This is a genomic window from Microcystis panniformis FACHB-1757 (genome assembly GCF_001264245.1).
GTDB lineage: Bacteria > Cyanobacteriota > Cyanobacteriia > Cyanobacteriales > Microcystaceae > Microcystis > Microcystis panniformis.
Genome location: NZ_CP011339.1, coordinates 3421350 through 3438878, shown reverse-complemented (window position 1 = coordinate 3438878; position 17529 = coordinate 3421350). Strand labels below are relative to the sequence as shown.

Here is a 17529-nt window from a genome sequence, read left to right as displayed (position 1 = left end):
GCGGCTTTCTACTAGGACTATCGCCATGGGATCGACTCCGATTATCCTTTCCGCTCTGGTTATCTTAACCTTCAGTGCCAGTTGTTCTCCCCGGACCGAAACCCAGCCACCGCCACCGGCAGCCCGTACTACCACCGTCAACGTCACCACGGCTAAACCAGCAACCAGAGGAGGCAATCTCGATTACACGGGAACTACCCGACCTTTAAAAGTCGTTTCTCTGCGATCGCAAGCCACCGGTCAGTTACTCAATCTCCTCGTCGATGTGGGAGATGAGGTGCAATTAGGACAAATCCTCGCCCATATTGATGATCGTCTCCTTGCCACCGTTGTCCGGCAAGAAAAAGCCGCCCTGTCGGCCCTAGAAGCCGAATTAGCCCGGGCAAGAATTGAAGTCAGTAACGCTGAAATTGAAGTGCAGCGCCTACAACTACAATACCAACAGGCCAAAAATGATGCCGAGCGCCTGCAAAAATTAGCCCTAGAAGGAGCGATTCCCCTACAACAGGGCGAAACAGCCCAAACTGCGGCGGCAGTGGCTTTAAAAGCCGTTAATAGCGCAAGATCGAGAATTAAAGTGGAGGAGCAGGTAGTGGCGGCAATTATCGGCAGAATTGCCGCCCAAAAATCGGTCATCGCTCAGGAACAACAACGTCAGGCCTACGCTATTCTTAAATCGCCGGCGACGGGGATAGTTATCGAAAAACTGAAAGAGCCGGGGGATTTAGTCAGTATCGGCGATGAAGTCCTCAAAATTGGTGATTTTAAACAGGTCAAGGTAGTAGTATTATTATCGGAATTGGACTTAAAAACGATTAATTTAGGACAAACGGTTAATGTCAGCCTTGATGCTTTCGGTAATAGAAATTTTTCCGGTCGCATCACCAAGATTTTTCCCCTCAGCCAAGGCACGGCCCGGCGGATTCCCGTGGAGATTACTCTAGCCAATGGGGATGGTTTAATTAAAGGAGGATTATTGGCCCGGGTGCGGTTTAATAATAATTCTGCCGCGCAGGTGATTGTTCCCGAAACAGCAATTGTCAGTCAAGGGGAATCCTCGGCCATTTTCGTCCTTTCCGAGGAGAACTCGCAAGTAGAAAAACGTCCCGTTCGTCTCGGTCAAGCGCTTGACGGTCAAGTAGAAATTATCACTGGACTTGAACCGGGGGAGCGTTTCGTCGTTAATAGTAGTAAACCTTTGCAAAATGGTGAAAAAGTCCGCGTCAGTATCCTGAGTAATCCTTGAGCAAACCATTGGAGATACCTTTGAAGAGGTTCAGGAAAATATTAAAGAAGCGATTGAACTTTACCTTGAAGTTTTGCAAGAACGCGGGGAAACCATTCCAGAACCCACAACTAAAGTCGGATTGGTTGGAGTGGCTGCAGGAGGGTTCTCACCCACTACCCAAAAACTGCTGGGGTTTCACTGAAGACTAGCTATCAGGCTCTCTTAGGTTTGGTGGGTAAAATGTATTCTAAGATACAGTCTTGCGGGTGAGTGAGTGGAACGAACCACTCCAGACACAGAGGACACAAAGATCGATCACTACTATATAAGTTAAACTGACCACACAAAAAATAAGAGAGCCGCTATCATTGCCGGAACTCTAACCTATTTTTTAGTTTTTACGTCAGGAGTGAACCGGGATAACATTAAAATAATGACACAAGTGAGTCAAGCTTGACAGTCTGATACCAATGATAATAATCCCCAAAAACTTCTTGTTAATAATGATAATTGGCCTAAAGTAGTGATTGTGGCTGTCCTTCTAGGTTGAGGCAAAATGGGGGTTTCTTTTTAGCGAAAAAAATGTCCTTAAAGATGATAACTATCTCCCTTAATCTTTATGGTCAATTATTGCCAGAAATAAGCCAAATAAAATAATTTTTTCCCATCCCCTTGCATATTTTCTCGATCGAGCGGCTTTTCAGTCCCCAAAATCCTTACAATAGGAGATGAAGATAGCCTAAAAAGTTGGAGAATATGAATTATCTCATTGCCGTGTTAGCTGATCGCATAGAAGCAGAAGAAGCTGCCGTTGCCCTCGAAAAAGCGGGAATTCCCCAATCTCAAGTGACCATTCTCGGTCGCGGCTATAAAAGTGCCGATGAGTTCGGTTTGATCGATCCCTTCCAACAGGCCAAAAAACGGGCTACTCTCATGGCTTTTTGGCTAATTCCCTTCGGTTTTGCCGGGGGCTACCTTTTTAACCTGATTACGGGATTGCATACCTTTGATTGGGCCGGAGAACCGGGCAATCATATCGTGGGCGGCATTGCCGGGGCGATTGGGGGGGCGATGGGCAGTATTTTTGTCGGTGGCGGCGTGGGTTTATCGTCCGGCAGTGGCGATGCACTTCCCTATCGCAATCGTCTCGGTGCCGGAAAATATATTATTATCGTGCAGGGTTCGGAAAACCTGAAAAATCAAGCGACTCTTATACTCCGTCAATTTAACCCCGAAAATCTGCAAGGATACGCCCTAGAAGGGTGAACGGTTAAGTAGTCATGCAAAATTAATTACCTGCCTGATCGAGCTAAAACCCTTACGGGGCAATGATCGTCATGTGTAAATAATTTTGCCTAGGTACTTATTAGGAATAAGTTATCGGTCATTTGATTTTTTCCTAAGAATTTTTGATTAATTACCACAAAACAATGTTACCAAGAGAAGAATTACTAAAGGGTGTCGAGAACCGCGAGGACATAGCGAAAGTTATTGATAAAGCCGAACAAGCGATTAAGACTTGGGAAGTGACGGTGACAGACTTTCTTTCTCCCGCGGTTTTAGCGGAAGTAGAACGGGTTTTTCAGCGTTTAACCGATGTGTCAATGCAAAAATGGGGCGGTTATCCCCAAGCAGAAAGACAGCGCCTCGGTATTGCTAGAGTTGATCTACCTTTGACAGTAACAGATATTCCCCTATCTGCCCTTGATATTGCCGGTAATTTTCTTTTTGATACCGCTAACCATCGGGATTTTTTAGGGGCGATGTTGGGGACGGGTATCGTCCGGGAAAAAGTCGGCGATATAATTGTTTTAGGTGAGCGAGGAGCGCAGGCAATTGTAGTGCCTGAATTGGCAGATTTTTTATCTGCTAATTTGCGACAAGTGCGTTCGGTTCCCGTGAAAACTAGCCTGATTCCTTTGGCGGAATTAAAAGTTAGACCACCGCAAAAAAAAGAAATTAATACGGTGGAAGCTTCCTTACGTTTAGATGCGATCGCCTCGGCGGGTTTTGGCATTTCTCGCAGTAAAATGGCCGAAGCAATTAGCGCTGGGGATGTGCGAGTTAACTGGAAAGATATCAGTCAATCTAGTTATAATGTTAAAACTGGTGATTTGATTTCTTTTCGGGGAAAAGGTCGTCTAGAAGTGGGTGAGGTTACTGTGACCAAAAAAGAGCGCTATCGGGTTCATTTAACTAGATTTATTTAGTTTTTTCTGTCTCTAGAATTTGTCATTAGACAGATTAATTGCCATGGCTGAGAATTTCGCCTTAATCGTGCAACTGTGTCAAGTTAGTCCCATCGGTAAACTATTACCGGGGGCGCTTTATGTTCATAGAGAAGCATTACATCAATTGGATCCTATCCTCCAGAATTACGAACAACAAGCAAGAATTAATCAGCATTTATCCGAGGCAACAATAATTAAATTTAGTACCGATAAACCGAAAATATCCTATCTTTTTTATCCCGATTTTGATCGGGAACCTCACCCAGTTTTAACTAAAAGTTTAGTGGTAGATATGGGGACATTAATCTTGAATGAATGGAATTATCAAAATGCTGATAATCCGCCCATTTTACACCGAAAAGAAACTTTTGTTACTAGGGACTATCCCCTTTATGAAGAATTCGAGCATCTCACAAAAATCGAAAGTGCTTTAGGACTTTTAAACAGTTCTTATCCCATCGGTACTAAACAGGAATGGCAACGGCTTTTAAGAAAGCATCACCTTGATTTTGCAGGAGATTATTTAGTTTGTAATCTAGAGGGACAAAGGGAAAAATCAATAATAATTGATCGCCACAAAGCTGCTCTTGTTCGCAAAACCCTTTCTCGTCCGGCAAGATTAGCATTAGCGGCGGGATTATTTCTTCCTGAAACCACTTTTTTTGATTACGGTTGTGGTTATGGAGGTGATATAGAACGCATAGCTGAACAGGGTTATCAAAGTGAAGGTTGGGATCCTTATTATCGTCCCGATAGTCCTTTAATTGAATCTGATATTGTTAATTTAGGCTATGTAATTAATGTTATTGAATCCGCCGAAGAACGGCAAGAAGCTTTATTAAAAGCTTGGCAATTAACCCGTCAAGTTTTAATTGTTTCGGCACAGATACTAATTGATGATAGCGAACGGGGTTTAATGGCTTATGAAGATGGAATTATAACTCGTCGCAATACTTTTCAAAAATACTATCAACAGGAAGAACTAAAACAGTATATTGATAGCACTTTGGGGGTTGATTCTATTCCAATAACTTTGGGAATTTATCTGGTTTTTCGAGAGGAAGAAAAAGCCGAAATTTTTCGTTTATCGAGATGTCGTTCCCGCACTGCCACTCCTAAAATTAAAACCCATCTCAAATGCTTTGAAGATTACGAAGATTTATTGACTCCCCTGATGGAATTTTACACCCAGCAGGGACGTTTACCCGTCGCGGGAGAATTATTACAAGAGGAAGAAATTAAGGCAGAATTTGGCACTTTTAGACGCGCTTTTCAAGTGATTCTACAAGTAACAGAAGGGGAAGAATGGGAGATAATTGCCGACAAAAGACGCGCCGATCTTTTACTTTATTTAGCTTTAAGTCAATTTAGCCACTGTCCGAAAGTACGGGAATTATCCCCCGCTACCCGTGCCGATTTTAAAGCTTTATTTGGCAGTTATCGCAATGCTTGCGCTTTAGCAGAAGAAGTGTTAATAAGTGCGGGAAATTTGGCAGCGATCGCTCGTACTTGTGAAAATAGTTCCTTAGGCAAACTTTCCCGTTATTCCCTAACTATTCATATTAGCGTTTTGGAAAAATTACCGATGTTATTACGCTTATATGAAGGTTGTGCTAGTCAAACTATCGGACGGTTAGAAAATGCTAACGTTGTTCGTTTATCTTTTCGTCAACCCAAAATTTCCTATCTCTATTACCCCAATTTTGATACAGAAATTCATCCGATTTTAGCTACTAGCATGGATGTATATTTAGGTTCGGCTGATTTTAGTTTTCGCGATTACCAGGATAGTCCTAATCCGCCAATTCTACACGAAAAAGAGCTTTTAGTAACGGCGGATTATCCCAACTATGATAAATTGGTTCGCTTAACTCAATTAGAAAAGGATTGGGGATTGTTAGAAGATAGAAAAGCGATCGAACGTTTACAGGGTTGGCAAAAATGTTTAGAGGAGCATTGTGCTACAATCAAGGGCTATCAGATTCTGTGGCGAAAAGATGCCGATCCCTATAAAGTTAGGATTTTACGCGCTAAAATTAACGCCAGAAGAAATCAAAATAAGTCTTCCTGAGTAATTAAGTAAAATAGATGAGGTAATTAATTTTATGATGACTACGATTCGGTTACAAGGATTAGAAGATTTCGAGTTAAAAGCTAATGATCCTGAACAAAGAATGTTTATTTCTGGGGTTAATTGGCAACAGTACGAAACCCTCTTAAAACATTTAGAAGATAGTTCCAGTTATCGCATTACTTACCTAGATGGAATGGTAGAAATTATGGCTCCTAGTCGTCGTCACGAAGTTAGCAAAAAAAATATCGGTAGATTGGTAGAAGTTTATTTAGAATATGCTGAAATTGATTTCTGGGGATTAGGTTCCACCACTTTGCGAAAACAGGAAAAAGAAGCGGGAAAAGAACCAGATGAATGTTTTTGTTTATTTACAGAAAAAGAGTTTCCTGATTTGGCGATTGAAATCATCTTAACCAGTGGCAGCCTGAAAGTTTTAGAAGTTTATCAAAGATTAGGAACTCAAGAGGTTTGGTTTTGGCAAGATAATCAGTTAAAAATTTATTCTTTGCAAGAGAATGGCGAATATATTTTAATCCCTAAAAGTGCTTTATTACCGGATTTAAATTTAGAATTATTAGCCGAATACGTCAACCATCCTAATCCCCGTCTTGCTGTCAAAGAATTTCGCTTGTGTTTAACAGAAAATTCCCAGTTATCATAACTATTATCTTTCCATGAATTCTCAAGTAAAATTTAACCTATCTATCCTAGGAATATTTGTATTTTCCCTAGGAATAAGATTCTGGAATCTCAGTCAGTTTAATACTCTTGTTTTCGATGAAGTTTATTATGCTAAATACGGCAATGAATATCTAATCGGTAAAGAATTTTTCCAGTCGCACCCACCGTTAAGTCAATATTTAATTGCTATTAGTATCTGGATTGGTTCCCATTTTCCTGCCGCTCCTGAAGCCATTAATAATTTAACGGGTTCCCTGCGCTCAACTTTTAGTTATCGCTGGTTAAATGCTTTCACTGGTTCTTTTATTCCCCTAATTATTGGGGGAATTGCTTATCAATTAATCCAGAGAAAAACTGTATTTTTAATCACAACTTTTCTCGCTAGTTTAGACGGATTATTTCTGGTGGAATCCCGCTATGCTCTCAATAATATTTACTTAATTTTATTCGGTTTGTCTGGACAATTATTTTTTTTATTAGCACTCCAGAAAAATTCAAACCTCAATTGGTTATTATTATCGGGAGTTTCTTTCGGTTTAGCGGCAAATATTAAATGGAATGGCTTAGGGTTTTTACTGGGAATATTTATTTTTATCGGTATTGCTTGGTTAATAAAATTATTTAATCAAGAGCAGTCAAAAGATCATCTTTGGACAAAGGTAACTAACCTGAGATTAGAGGACATTTTTATCGCTTTAATTGTCTTTCCCCTAGTTACCTATAGTTTGCTGTGGATACCTCATCTTCTCGTCAACCATCAATATAATTTTTGGCAAGTACATCAAGAAATTTGGTCATTTCATCAGAGAATAAAGGGCAATCAATCTGATGTTCATCCCTATTGTTCTCCCTGGTATAGTTGGTTAGTAATGGGGCGACCTGTGGCTTATTATTTTAAGAGAGTAGGTGATAAAATTTATGATGTTCACGCTATGGGTAATCCGTTTTTGTGGTGGTTTTCTACGGGAGCAATTCTAGTGGTTTTTAGTCGATTATTTAACCGAAAAGAGCGAGTAATTTCTGCCTATCTTATCTGTAACTATATTGCCAATCTGCTGCCCTGGTTAAAAATTAGTCGCTGTACTTTTCTCTATCATTATATGGCTGCCTATAGCTTCACTTGGATTGCCCTAGCTTGGCTCTTAGCCGATGGTTTAGAAAGTTCCAGTCCTATTTATAAAAATGGCTCACGCTCGCTGATAATTTTGATAATTTTTGCTTTTATCCATTGGCTACCAATTTATTTAGGCATTCCCCTGTCAGTGCGGGATTATTATCTGAGAATGATTTTTCCCAATTGGATTTAGGATGAAATTAGCTGCAAAAACTGATACAATGAAATCATGAAAAAAAGCGATCGCATGAGTTATGGGTAAACAAAGAATCTTATCTGGTGTGCAACCAACTGGCAATTTACATTTAGGCAATTATCTAGGTGCGATCCGCAATTGGGTGGAGGGACAACAAGACTACGATAATTTCTTTTGTGTGGTCGATTTACACGCGATCACCGTTCCCCATAATCCCGCCACTCTTGCGGAGGATACTTTAGCAATTGCCGCTTTATATTTAGCCTGCGGAATTGATTTAGAATACGCGACTATCTTTGTCCAATCCCACGTTAAAGCTCATACAGAATTAACTTGGTTATTGAATTGTATCACCCCTTTAAATTGGTTAACCGATATGATTCAATTTAAAGAAAAAGCAATTAAACAGGGGGAAAATGTTGGCACGGGGTTACTCGATTATCCCGTACTAATGGCTGCCGATATTCTACTCTATGATGCCGATAAAGTACCTGTGGGAGAAGATCAAAAACAACATTTAGAATTAACCCGCGATATAGCTGTTAGAATTAATCATCTTTTTGGGCAACCGAAACAACCAATTTTAAAACTTCCTGATCCGATGATCCGCAAGGAAGGAGCGCGGGTGATGAGTTTAACCGATGGCCGGAATAAAATGTCTAAATCCGATCCTTCCGAGATGAGTCGGATTAATATTCTCGATAGTCCCGATGTCATTGCCAAGAAAATTAAACGCTGTAAAACCGATCTAGTTAAGGGTTTAACTTTCGATGATCCAGAACGTCCCGAATGCCATAATTTATTAACTCTCTATAGCATTTTATCGGGAAAAAGTCAAGAGGTGGTCGCGGGAGAATGTGCAGATTTAGGTTGGGGACAATTTAAACCGATGTTAACAGAAGTTACCATAGAATCTCTGCAACCTATTCAGGAAAAATACACCGAAATTAGAGAGGATAAAGATTATTTAGCCACAGTTTTACGGCAAGGTCGTCTCAAAGCAGAAGCGGTGGCCAATCAAACTCTCGATCGAGTCAAAAATGCCATGGGTTATTTACCACCATTTTAGGGATAATAAAACCAGAGATGTCTAGGGCGAATTTCTGCTAGGCTGTCCAGAGAAACTCGCTCTAATAACATTCATCGCCAGAGGGTCGCGAAATTCCGCAGTAATTTTCCCTAAAAATTGTTTTTTTATCTGTTTAGCTTGATTGGTTTTAGCTACTGCTTGCTGTAATTCTTGGCTATACTATGCTAGACGTTGGGACAATTCAATTATAGTTTTTTCTACTTGTTATTAGCCTTTTTAAACTTGTTTTCGCAGTTTCAATCCTTGAAAATGCGATCGCTAATAAAAATAGCAGAGTCCGGCAGTTACCCCAAGACTAAGAATTGTTATCCCCGTGGGAATTTTCAACATACCCGACTCGGTTACTGATATGTTGTACGATTGTAATAAGAGGATTTTTTTCCTGAAAAATTGTCATATTTGAGGTTTTGATTATGCCTTATACAAATGAAGAAGGTGGACGCTTAAATAATTTCGCCGCCGAACCGAAAGTTTATCAAGCGGATCCCCCCACTAAATCGCAACAACGTAATTATCTTTTCTGGGGTGTTGCTGCGATCACACTTGTCGGTGGACTGTTAGCCGTCGCTTTTTACGCATCTCAAGCTGGCTAAAATTTAGTCCCTCGTAGTTGCGATTTAGCCCCTTTCACTCCTCTTTACCGCTAATATCACAACTACTCCCTATTTTAAGGCTTTTGACCCTGAATTAATGCCACTGCTGACTGAGACTTAGCCGCAGTCCCCTGTTTACCCTGAGATAACGCTAGACGGGCCGCCTCCTCTAAATCAGCGATCGCTTTTTCCCTGTTTCCCAATTTATAATAGGTCAAACCCCGATTGTGGTACGCTTCGGCAAAATTAGCATTAATTTTCAGACTCTCATTATAGTCCCTTAAAGCCATTTCCTGCTGTCCGGCTCGGTTATAGGACAGGGCGCGATTATAGAAAATGCGATCCTGTCCTCTAGTTCCCTGTAAACTCAAAGCTTTTGTGTAATCCTCGATCGCTTCTAGGTGTCTTCCCAAGTCATCCTTAGCATTACCGCGATAAATAAAGAAATCAGCAAAATTTCCGTTTAAAGCGATCGCTTTTGTGCAATCTTCCACCGCTGCCTCGTATTTTTTCGTCAGATAATGCACATAACAACGATTACCGAGAGCATTAACATAATTGGGGTTGATTGTCAAGGCCTGGGTATAATCTGCGATCGCTCGCTCGTACTGGCCGAGAACTAATTCCGCATAGCCGCGATTATAGTAAGCATCGGCATCCTTCGGTTCTAATTGTAGAGCTTGAGTAAAATCGGCGATCGCCCCTGAGTAATCCCCTGCGGTTAAACGATCCACCCCCCGATTATAAAATTCTACAGCTTTCACGGGGTTAGCGGTAGTTTGAGCGCTTAGGGGAGAGATAGTCAGTAAAAAAGTCGCTATAGCTATAATAATTGTCAATTTTTTCTTAATTTTCATAATCCGTTCACCTAAACAATTCAAGGTAAAATTAAACAGCCCTACTTACAGGTCAAAATATCATGATTAAATCTCTTTTGGCGACTTTCCTCCTAATTACCACCCTCCTCTTCACCGGTTGTGCAACTCCCATCGCTGGACTGCAAGGATACACCAGTGGCAGCCAAGGCTATCAATTTTTATATCCTAATGGTTGGACGCAGGTGGATGTGAAAAAAGTTGCAGGAGTAGATGTGGTTTTTCATGACCTGATCGAAACGAGCGAAAATTTAAGCGTTATTATCAATCCCGTCCCCGACAATAAAACTTTAACAGATTTAGGGACCCCCTCGGAAGTTGGCTATCGTCTCCTAAAAAATAACAGTCTTAACCCCAATCTTGATAAGGAAGTAGAATTAATTCGCTCAGAATCCCATCAAATTGACGGCCAAGATTATTATATCCTCGAATATCAAGTTAAATTAGTCAACGGCCAAGAACGTCATAATCTGGCCAGCGTCACGGTTAATAATCATAAACTCTATTCTTTTAATCTTTCCACTTCCCAAAAACGTTGGACGCAAATTCAAGAACTCTTTGAAACTATCGTTGATTCTTTCTCGGTTAGTTAAATGTCAGAGGATAGGAAATTTTCAGTAAAATGTAGGGTGCGTTAGACGGCAAAAATTCCTGTTTTGACTTAAAGGTAACAATCCGTCGTAACGCACCACCTATCATCAACTAGGTAGCCGGTTATAATTAAAGATAACATATAAAGAACCAGAAGCCTGTCCCACTATCTAACAATTAATTGAGATTACTTACTGAATCAGTAAATAGTAATCAGTAAGAAAGTGGTAACTGATAACTGATAACTGATAACTGAATATGAGTAACTCGGAAGAAAATAGACTAGATAGACTCGAATCTCTTGCTGAAAATACCCTAACAGAACTACGGGAGATTAAATCAGGACTACAGGAGATTAGATTAGGATTACAGGAGATTAAATTAGGACTACAGGAAACCAATCAGGGATTAAAAGAAACTAGAGTGATCGCTAATTATAACGCTAAATCGATCGAAGCGTTAACTAATAGTCTTGCTGAGTCTAAAAAAGAATGGGAAAAAGACAGACGGGGACTTGATCAACTGCTAGGACAATTAACTCGATCGATGTCGGATTTTTATGAGGTTCAGTCAGATTTTTACAATCGATTTGACAATGAAGGAAGACAATCCCGCATGGTTGAGATTTTAGATCGTTATTTTCCCCCCGAAAATCCTGCCAATTCTTAGCATAAATAGCTAAAAAACTGATAACTGATGGTGGGTTACGGCCAATAGATCAATTAATAATTAATTCTAATAATTTGTCATTGCCTAACCCACCCTACCTAACTATCTCCTATCTTGTTTACTGAAAAAACTTATGTCTATTCCCTTAATTCTTGCTTCCGCTTCTCCTGCGCGTAAAAAACTATTACAAATGGTGGGAATCGATCCGATTGTGCGAGTGAGTAACTTTGATGAATCGACAATTAATGCCGATGATACTCTCCATCTTGTCCAAACTTTAGCCCAATGTAAAGCGCAAACGATCGCCCCCCAATTTGATACAGGATTAATTCTTGGTTGTGATTCCGTCTTAGAAGTAGCGGGGGAAGTCTATGGCAAACCCAAGGATAAATTAGAAGCGATCAATCGTTGGCAAAAAATGCGCGGTCTGGTGGGTACACTCTATACAGGTCATGCTTTAATTGATCGAGTTAATAATCAAACTTTGACTCGTTGTGGGATTACTAAAGTTCACTTTGCCAATATCAGCGATGAAACAATTATTGCCTACGTTGACACCGAAGAACCCCTCAAATGTGCCGGCTGTTTTGCCTTAGAAGGAAAGGGGGGTCTATTCGTGGAAAGATTAGAGGGATGTCACAGTAATGTTATCGGTTTAAGCTTGCCCCTGTTTAGGCAGATGTTAACGGATTTTGGCTACCAAATCACTGACTTTTGGTGATCTTTTTGCCGATAATTTCCCCAAATTTATTGGCAAAAGGGCTTGACAAATTCTCAGATTTGTGTTAACTTTTTATTATAGTGGGAATCCGTGTCGCCCTGCGAACCCCTCTTTTTTCTATCCGATAGCCCCAAAATTTTTAACCCTTTCCTTTTCACTTTTTCCCGAAAAAACTATGTCTTGCTTGCGCGTGGGAATTGCCGGTCCGGTGGGTTCAGGAAAAACAGCCCTGCTCGATGCCTTGTGTAAGAATTTGCGGGATCAATATCCGATCGCCGTAGTCACCAATGACATTTATACTCAAGAAGATGCCCAATTTTTAGTGCGATCGCAAGCTTTAGCTCCAGAAAGAATTTTAGGAGTAGAAACGGGAGGATGTCCCCATACAGCTATTCGCGAGGATGCCTCAATTAACTTAGTTGCCATTGAACAGTTAGAGAGAAAATTTGCTAACTTAAAGCTAATTTTTCTGGAAAGTGGTGGTGACAATTTAGCGGCAACCTTTAGCCCGGAATTAGTAGATTTAACCATCTATGTGATTGACGTGGCAGCCGGGGATAAAATCCCTCGCAAAGGAGGACCTGGTATCACCAAATCGGATTTATTGGTAATCAATAAAATAGATTTAGCCCCGATGGTGGGGGCAGATTTAGGGGTGATGGATAGAGATGCCAAAAAGATGCGCGGGGATAAACCCTTTATCTTCACCAACTTAAAAACACGGGAAGGATTAGAGCGAGTGATTGCCTTTATCGAAAAGAATTTATACTAAGCTATTACTAGGAATAAAAAAGAGAGCGCCAGAAAAATTTAGGTAAAGCTAACATTCTTTTCCAGCGCCAAGGTTCCTGATAGAGTCGATACAACCACTCTAAATTATTGTCACAGAAAAAGCGAGGGGCGCGGATTTTTGTCCCGGACCAGATATCAAAACTACCCCCCACACCTACCCAGATAGCTTGGGGACAGAGATGGCGATGTTCCCTAATCCAATATTCTTGTCGGGGTACTCCTAAACCAACTAAAATTAACCGAGGTTGTTGATCTTTTAATACCTCAATCCAATCGGACATTTCCTGGGAGGATAGATAACCGTGGTTAGTCAGAATACGGATATTAGGTATCTTTTTTTGCCAATTACTTGCCGCTTGTTCAGTAATCCCCGGTTTACCACCAAAAAAAGCAATAGGAAAACTTTCTCCCTGCATTCCTAACTCAGTAATTAAGGATTCTGATAATTCAATACCGGGGCAGCGGGTTTGTTTTTTACCCCTTAATTTTAAGTAAATAACAATCCCAGCACCGTCGGGAATAACTAAATCTGCTTCTCGAATAACTTGGGCAACTTTAGCATCATTTTCCCCTAACATTGCCATTTCTGCATTAAGAGTGACAACGTGGGAACCAAAACCTTGATAGAGGCGATCGATTAACCAACGACTGTAGTTATCGAGGAGATGAACCGGTAAACCAAGAACAGAATATTTAGGGGGAGTTTCTAACATAAGTAGGTAGGTGTTAAAAGTTGTCAGACACCCCCCTTATTAAGGGGGGATTAAGGGGGGATCGGCACCCCCCTTATTAAGGTGGGCAGGGGGGATTAGAGGCAAAATCTATCTTCAATTTAATTATAAATACTTACTTATAATTCATCTTGATTTAGTTGTCATTTTATCGAGAAATTGGCACAAAATCTACCCCAAAACTAGAACGAGAACCGGGTTTAACTACCACTAATTGCACGGATTGATTGCGATCGCCAGAGGGTAAAAATCGCACGGGATTAGTCGCCCCGGGTACAGAAAAATCACTGCTTCTTAACGCCTGTTGAACTCCCTCTCGGCTAGATTCTGCCTTAATGCCAGCGATCATAATTCCAGCGATTAAAGCCTGGGTAGCGTCATAGGCGGTGGCAGTGCGCCAATTTACGTCTCCTTGCCACAATTGGCGGGATTTATTCACAAAAGGACTGTTCGGATTAGCCCCCAAATGCCAAGCGATAGCGACAACCATGTCCAGGGCATTTTTTCCGCCTACATCCAGAGTTTTGGGGCTATAAACGTCATCACCCGCCACAATCGGCAATTTTTGACCATTGATTTGAACCACCTGCAAAGCCTTATCTAGGGTTCCACTATCCCCAAGAAGGGCGATTAGATTTGCTCCCTCTTGTTGAGCTTGTTGGAGGCTTTTAGAAGGGGTAAAAGTGAGGGAAGATAGATCAAATTCACTCACCACTTGACCTCCTCCTAATCCTAAAGCGGTGATAAATTCAGATTTTAGGGATTGACTATAATTACTTTGGGAGTTAAAAAATACCACTGCCTTGACGTTAGGAATTTTTTGCAAGCTAGATTCGGCTAATGCCCGTGCCGCCGCAAAATCACTGGGAACAGAACGAAAGATATAGTCACCAAAATTGGAGAGTTTAGTTGAGGTACTGATGGGGGAAATCATTACTAATCCCGCTTTTTGATAGATAGCAGCCGCCGCTAAAGAGGTATCACTGCTAGTGTGTCCTACTACTCCTAAAATGCTGTTGTCAGCCGCTAATTTTTGGGCAATTTGAGCAGCAATTTCGGGACTATCAGCATCATCAGCAATGAGAACTTTTAAAGGAATGCCATTAATTCCCCCAGCTTGATTGATTTGATTTTGAGATTGGGCGACTCCTCGTAAAACTTCTAGGGCGGTGTTGACATCGCTCCCAATTGGCACGGAAACGGCGATAGTATAGGACTTAGCTTCACCAATACGGGCGTTATTTAAGTAGATGAGAGCTTCCGGATCATTTTGATTAGCTCGCAGGGATTTTTCTAGGAGGTAAACTGCTTGCTGAAAGTCTCCTTTTCCGAGGGCCTGTATAGCAGCTTGTTTGTCCGAAGAAGCCCCGTCAACTATTAATAATTTTTCCCCTTGACTAAATTTTGCCTGTGCCGATACCGATTTTTGCTCTGGTGATATTTTCTCGATTTCAGAAAGATTGGTTGGGTTATTTTTTCCTTGAAAACGATTGTATAACCACCAACCACCTGCCCCAAAAAATATTAGGGTAATCACCAAGGCTAAAAGCAGGGTAACGGTCTCATTTTTCTTGCTCATGGGTTGATCAACTAAGATTAAATTAATGGTTTAATCGGGATTGATAGTTAATAAAAGTACCAATTCAAGTCTGAATTGCACCAATATCCGATCTACCTTGATAGAATACCTCATTTGGGGTCTGATAGTCAAGACATTGTTTAAATGCGTCTTAGCTTATTAGCGATACTTTACCTTTTTGTTTGGGAATCTTCTAAATGTTTTACCAAAACATTTGAGGATAAAGGACCGTGTAAATGACTCCAGGGTAAAACCTGTTCTAAACGCCATTGTTGATAAACGTAATAATCTAGAGGGGGAATTTGTCCTTTTAGTTCCTTAAAAGCCCGTTTATAACTGCCTAAAGAATCACCGTAGCCACGGGTTAATTCTAATAGGGAAGTTAAGCGGCGATCGCCTCTAGATAATAGGGCTTGAATCACCGACCAATTATAACTTTCTGGGCGAAATTCTATGCCCTGTTTACCTAATTGTTTCTCTAGATATTTTAATCTTTTTTCGGCCATTTTATTAACTCCAAACCACTGAAAAGGAGTATGGGATTTAGGCACAAAGGTGCTGCAACCGAAAGAAATTCGCAGTCCAGAGGCGGCTTTTTTTAATGCTATTAACATTTCCACAGTCGCCGCTATATCTTCGGTTTCTTCTCCCGGTATTCCCACCATACCATAGAGTTTTATCCCTTTTAAACCGCCCGCTTTAGCATTAATAGCAGCTTGGATAATTTCATCATTGGCTAACTTTTTGTTGATAATTTCCCGCAAGCGATCGGAACCACTTTCTACGGCAATAGTAATTGATTTGCTGTCTCTTAGGGATAAAATTCTGGCTAATTTTTCCGTGACAGTATTAGTTCTAACTGAGGCGATCGAGAGTCTAACTCCTTCAAATTTTGGTTGAAAAAGATAATCAAGTAAGGTTTCAAATTCGGGATGTTGACTGACAGAAGCACCTAATAAACCCAGGCGATCGGTCACTTTTAAACCTTTTTCAATGGCAGGGATTAAAGATTCTAAACTAGCGGTACGAAAGGGTAAAGTTAGATAACTAGCTAAACAAAAACGGCACATTTCTGGACAACTTCGCACCACCTCTACCATATAAATATTCTCCCATGCCGCTTGTTTTGTTACCACCGTAGAAGCAGAAAGGGTATTACTGCGATAGGTTTGTTTACTAACAAAGGCGGGAACATTATTATCTATGGGTAGAATTGCTGTAATTTCACCTTCGGGACTATCATAATTAACGGTGTATAAACTAGGAACATACACCCCCGGAACCTGGGCTAAATGACGCAGTTTTGTCGGGCGATCAGCGTTTCTAACCTCTTGATAGGCATTAATAAAATCAGCAATTAAATTTTCACCATCTCCCAATAAAATTACATCAAAAAAAGCGGCAAAAGGTTCGGGATTAGCGGTTAAAACTGGTCCACCTCCAAAAATTATCGCCTGCTGATCTTGCCGTTGATGACTGTGATAAGGAATTTCTAAAGATTCTAACAGCGAGAGGATATTAACATAGTCTAATTCCCAAGAAAAGGAAAAGCCGACTAATTCGGGATAACGGGGTAAAGATTCTTGAAAATCCGTAAATAAACGACTAACTTGTATATCCGATCGCAGGGCTAAAGTTGCCCAAACAATTTGATAACCTAAACTGGTTATACCCACGGAATACTGATTAGGAAAGGCAAAAATAGTTCTAATGGCATCACTGTGGGGTATTGCGGGAGTAAAGAGGAGTTTTTCGTCTTGTAAGATGGTCATTTCAGTAATCAGTTATCAGTAATCAGTTATCAGTAATCAGTTATCAGTAATCAGGTATCAGTAATCAGGTATCAGGTATCAGGTATCAGGTATCAGGTATCAGGTATCAATTATCAATTATCAGGTATCAATTATCAGTGACTACCAGCAGTCTTTAGTAGCTTTTAATTTTCATTCTCTTGAAAGGGGAGGCTTGTTACCTCTTGTTTTTGGTCATATAAGTAGGTGGGTGGAATTAAATATAAGATGAACGTAGGTTGGGTTGAAGAATGAAACCCAACGCCCGCTCATGTTACGCTACTGCTAACCCATCCTACAAATAATTGTGCCTCCCTACTTATAAGTTTAATTTAATCCGGAGGTGAAGGAGGGGAAAATATCTCAATATACAGTTCTAGGATCATATCTAAGGTTATGATCCTAGGGAGTCGGTGGTCAAGAACAAATTCAAGTTACACTTCCTCCCTAGGGATAGCTATTGTATTTACAGGAGATTTTCTCTTATATCCTAGCAATTTTCACAGCTTAACTAGGTGTCGATTTTATTCCTGAGCGCTGCTTTCAAGCAACTCTTTATCTCCTTCACCCCAAC

Annotated in this window: 17 protein-coding genes; 13 read left to right on the top strand and 4 right to left on the bottom strand. The window is 40.7% G+C overall.

Going from position 1 to position 17529, the window contains the following annotated elements; all coding sequences use genetic code 11:
* The first annotated feature begins 25 nt into the window (after positions 1–25).
* The 9 genes from VL20_RS16560 to psb34 all read left to right on the top strand — a co-directional run bounded on the left by VL20_RS16560 (position 26) and on the right by psb34 (position 9207).
* Complete coding sequence (locus VL20_RS16560; protein ID WP_052277141.1) at positions 26–1246, top strand: efflux RND transporter periplasmic adaptor subunit; 1221 nt, start codon at positions 26–28, stop codon at positions 1244–1246.
* A complete protein-coding gene (locus VL20_RS16555; protein ID WP_081417818.1) occupies positions 1239–1430 on the top strand; it encodes a type II toxin-antitoxin system HicB family antitoxin in 192 nt (63 codons plus the stop codon). Before VL20_RS16560 ends, VL20_RS16555 begins: the two co-directional genes overlap by 8 nt.
* Before the next feature lie 554 nt (positions 1431–1984).
* Positions 1985–2494 (top strand): hypothetical protein, encoded by a 510-nt coding sequence (locus VL20_RS16550; RefSeq protein ID WP_052277139.1) that lies wholly within the window; start codon positions 1985–1987, stop codon positions 2492–2494.
* A 164-nt stretch (positions 2495–2658) separates the two neighbouring features.
* On the top strand, positions 2659–3438 hold the full coding sequence (locus VL20_RS16545) for a photosystem II electron transport protein, Sll1252 family (protein WP_052277138.1): 780 nt from the start codon (positions 2659–2661) through the stop codon (positions 3436–3438).
* A 43-nt stretch (positions 3439–3481) separates the two neighbouring features.
* Positions 3482–5530, top strand: a complete 2049-nt coding sequence (locus VL20_RS16540) for a DNA phosphorothioation-associated putative methyltransferase (RefSeq protein ID WP_052277137.1) — start codon at positions 3482–3484, stop codon at positions 5528–5530.
* A 34-nt stretch (positions 5531–5564) separates the two neighbouring features.
* Positions 5565–6194, top strand: a complete 630-nt coding sequence (locus VL20_RS16535) for a Uma2 family endonuclease (protein ID WP_042790367.1) — start codon at positions 5565–5567, stop codon at positions 6192–6194.
* A gap of 13 nt (positions 6195–6207) precedes the next feature.
* Positions 6208–7521, top strand: coding sequence for a dolichyl-phosphate-mannose--protein mannosyltransferase (locus tag VL20_RS16530; protein ID WP_052277136.1), 1314 nt, complete (start codon positions 6208–6210; stop codon positions 7519–7521).
* A gap of 61 nt (positions 7522–7582) precedes the next feature.
* Complete coding sequence (trpS, locus tag VL20_RS16525) at positions 7583–8593, top strand: tryptophan--tRNA ligase (protein WP_002740424.1); 1011 nt, start codon at positions 7583–7585, stop codon at positions 8591–8593.
* 434 nt (positions 8594–9027) lie between these two features.
* Positions 9028–9207 carry a photosystem II assembly protein Psb34 gene (psb34, locus tag VL20_RS16520; protein ID WP_002732326.1) on the top strand — a complete coding sequence of 60 codons (180 nt, stop codon included), beginning with the start codon at positions 9028–9030 and terminating at the stop codon, positions 9205–9207.
* Between the two features lie 74 nt (positions 9208–9281).
* On the opposite strand, the gene VL20_RS16515 is transcribed toward psb34, so the two are convergent.
* Positions 9282–10064 (bottom strand): tetratricopeptide repeat protein, encoded by a 783-nt coding sequence (locus VL20_RS16515; protein ID WP_002775527.1) that lies wholly within the window; start codon positions 10062–10064, stop codon positions 9282–9284.
* Positions 10065–10126: 62 nt separating this feature from the next.
* On the opposite strand from VL20_RS16515, the gene psbP reads away from it, so the two are divergent.
* The 4 genes from psbP (at position 10127) to ureG (ending at position 12835) form a co-directional block, all read left to right on the top strand.
* Positions 10127–10675, top strand: coding sequence for a photosystem II reaction center PsbP (gene psbP / locus VL20_RS16510; RefSeq protein ID WP_052277135.1), 549 nt, complete (start codon positions 10127–10129; stop codon positions 10673–10675).
* Between the two features lie 256 nt (positions 10676–10931).
* Positions 10932–11342 (top strand): hypothetical protein, encoded by a 411-nt coding sequence (locus tag VL20_RS16505; RefSeq protein ID WP_016517297.1) that lies wholly within the window; start codon positions 10932–10934, stop codon positions 11340–11342.
* Between the two features lie 133 nt (positions 11343–11475).
* Entirely contained in the window at positions 11476–12063 is a 588-nt protein-coding gene (locus VL20_RS16500; RefSeq protein WP_002731779.1) for a Maf family protein, read from the top strand.
* Between the two features lie 175 nt (positions 12064–12238).
* Positions 12239–12835: an urease accessory protein UreG gene (gene ureG / locus VL20_RS16495; RefSeq protein ID WP_004158168.1), complete on the top strand. Its 597-nt coding sequence runs from the start codon at positions 12239–12241 to the stop codon at positions 12833–12835.
* Between the two features lie 7 nt (positions 12836–12842).
* Here ureG and VL20_RS16490 read toward each other — a convergent pair whose 3' ends face one another.
* The 3 genes from VL20_RS16490 to VL20_RS16480 form a co-directional block, all read right to left on the bottom strand.
* Positions 12843–13568 (bottom strand): WecB/TagA/CpsF family glycosyltransferase, encoded by a 726-nt coding sequence (locus VL20_RS16490; protein WP_002775551.1) that lies wholly within the window; start codon positions 13566–13568, stop codon positions 12843–12845.
* 166 nt (positions 13569–13734) lie between these two features.
* Complete coding sequence (locus VL20_RS16485) at positions 13735–15165, bottom strand: ABC transporter substrate-binding protein (RefSeq protein ID WP_052277134.1); 1431 nt, start codon at positions 15163–15165, stop codon at positions 13735–13737.
* Positions 15166–15335: 170 nt separating this feature from the next.
* Entirely contained in the window at positions 15336–16937 is a 1602-nt protein-coding gene (locus tag VL20_RS16480) for a B12-binding domain-containing radical SAM protein (RefSeq protein ID WP_052277133.1), read from the bottom strand.
* Positions 16938–17529: the final 592 nt, after the last annotated feature.

Bases quoted from the DNA above. Each gene is read 5' to 3' on its own strand.
- psb34 (WP_002732326.1), top strand. From the start codon at position 9,028: ATGCCTTATACAAATGAAGAAGGTGGACGCTTAAATAATTTCGCCGCC.
- psbP (WP_052277135.1), top strand. From the start codon at position 10,127: ATGATTAAATCTCTTTTGGCGACTTTCCTCCTAATTACCACCCTCCTC.
- VL20_RS16515 (WP_002775527.1), bottom strand. From the start codon at position 10,064: ATGAAAATTAAGAAAAAATTGACAATTATTATAGCTATAGCGACTTTT.
- ureG (WP_004158168.1), top strand. From the start codon at position 12,239: ATGTCTTGCTTGCGCGTGGGAATTGCCGGTCCGGTGGGTTCAGGAAAA.
- VL20_RS16505 (WP_016517297.1), top strand. From the start codon at position 10,932: ATGAGTAACTCGGAAGAAAATAGACTAGATAGACTCGAATCTCTTGCT.
- VL20_RS16550 (WP_052277139.1), top strand. From the start codon at position 1,985: ATGAATTATCTCATTGCCGTGTTAGCTGATCGCATAGAAGCAGAAGAA.
- VL20_RS16530 (WP_052277136.1), top strand. From the start codon at position 6,208: ATGAATTCTCAAGTAAAATTTAACCTATCTATCCTAGGAATATTTGTA.
- VL20_RS16540 (WP_052277137.1), top strand. From the start codon at position 3,482: ATGGCTGAGAATTTCGCCTTAATCGTGCAACTGTGTCAAGTTAGTCCC.
- VL20_RS16535 (WP_042790367.1), top strand. From the start codon at position 5,565: ATGATGACTACGATTCGGTTACAAGGATTAGAAGATTTCGAGTTAAAA.
- VL20_RS16500 (WP_002731779.1), top strand. From the start codon at position 11,476: ATGTCTATTCCCTTAATTCTTGCTTCCGCTTCTCCTGCGCGTAAAAAA.
- VL20_RS16560 (WP_052277141.1), top strand. From the start codon at position 26: ATGGGATCGACTCCGATTATCCTTTCCGCTCTGGTTATCTTAACCTTC.
- VL20_RS16480 (WP_052277133.1), bottom strand. From the start codon at position 16,937: ATGACCATCTTACAAGACGAAAAACTCCTCTTTACTCCCGCAATACCC.
- VL20_RS16545 (WP_052277138.1), top strand. From the start codon at position 2,659: ATGTTACCAAGAGAAGAATTACTAAAGGGTGTCGAGAACCGCGAGGAC.
- VL20_RS16490 (WP_002775551.1), bottom strand. From the start codon at position 13,568: ATGTTAGAAACTCCCCCTAAATATTCTGTTCTTGGTTTACCGGTTCAT.
- trpS (WP_002740424.1), top strand. From the start codon at position 7,583: ATGGGTAAACAAAGAATCTTATCTGGTGTGCAACCAACTGGCAATTTA.
- VL20_RS16485 (WP_052277134.1), bottom strand. From the start codon at position 15,165: ATGAGCAAGAAAAATGAGACCGTTACCCTGCTTTTAGCCTTGGTGATT.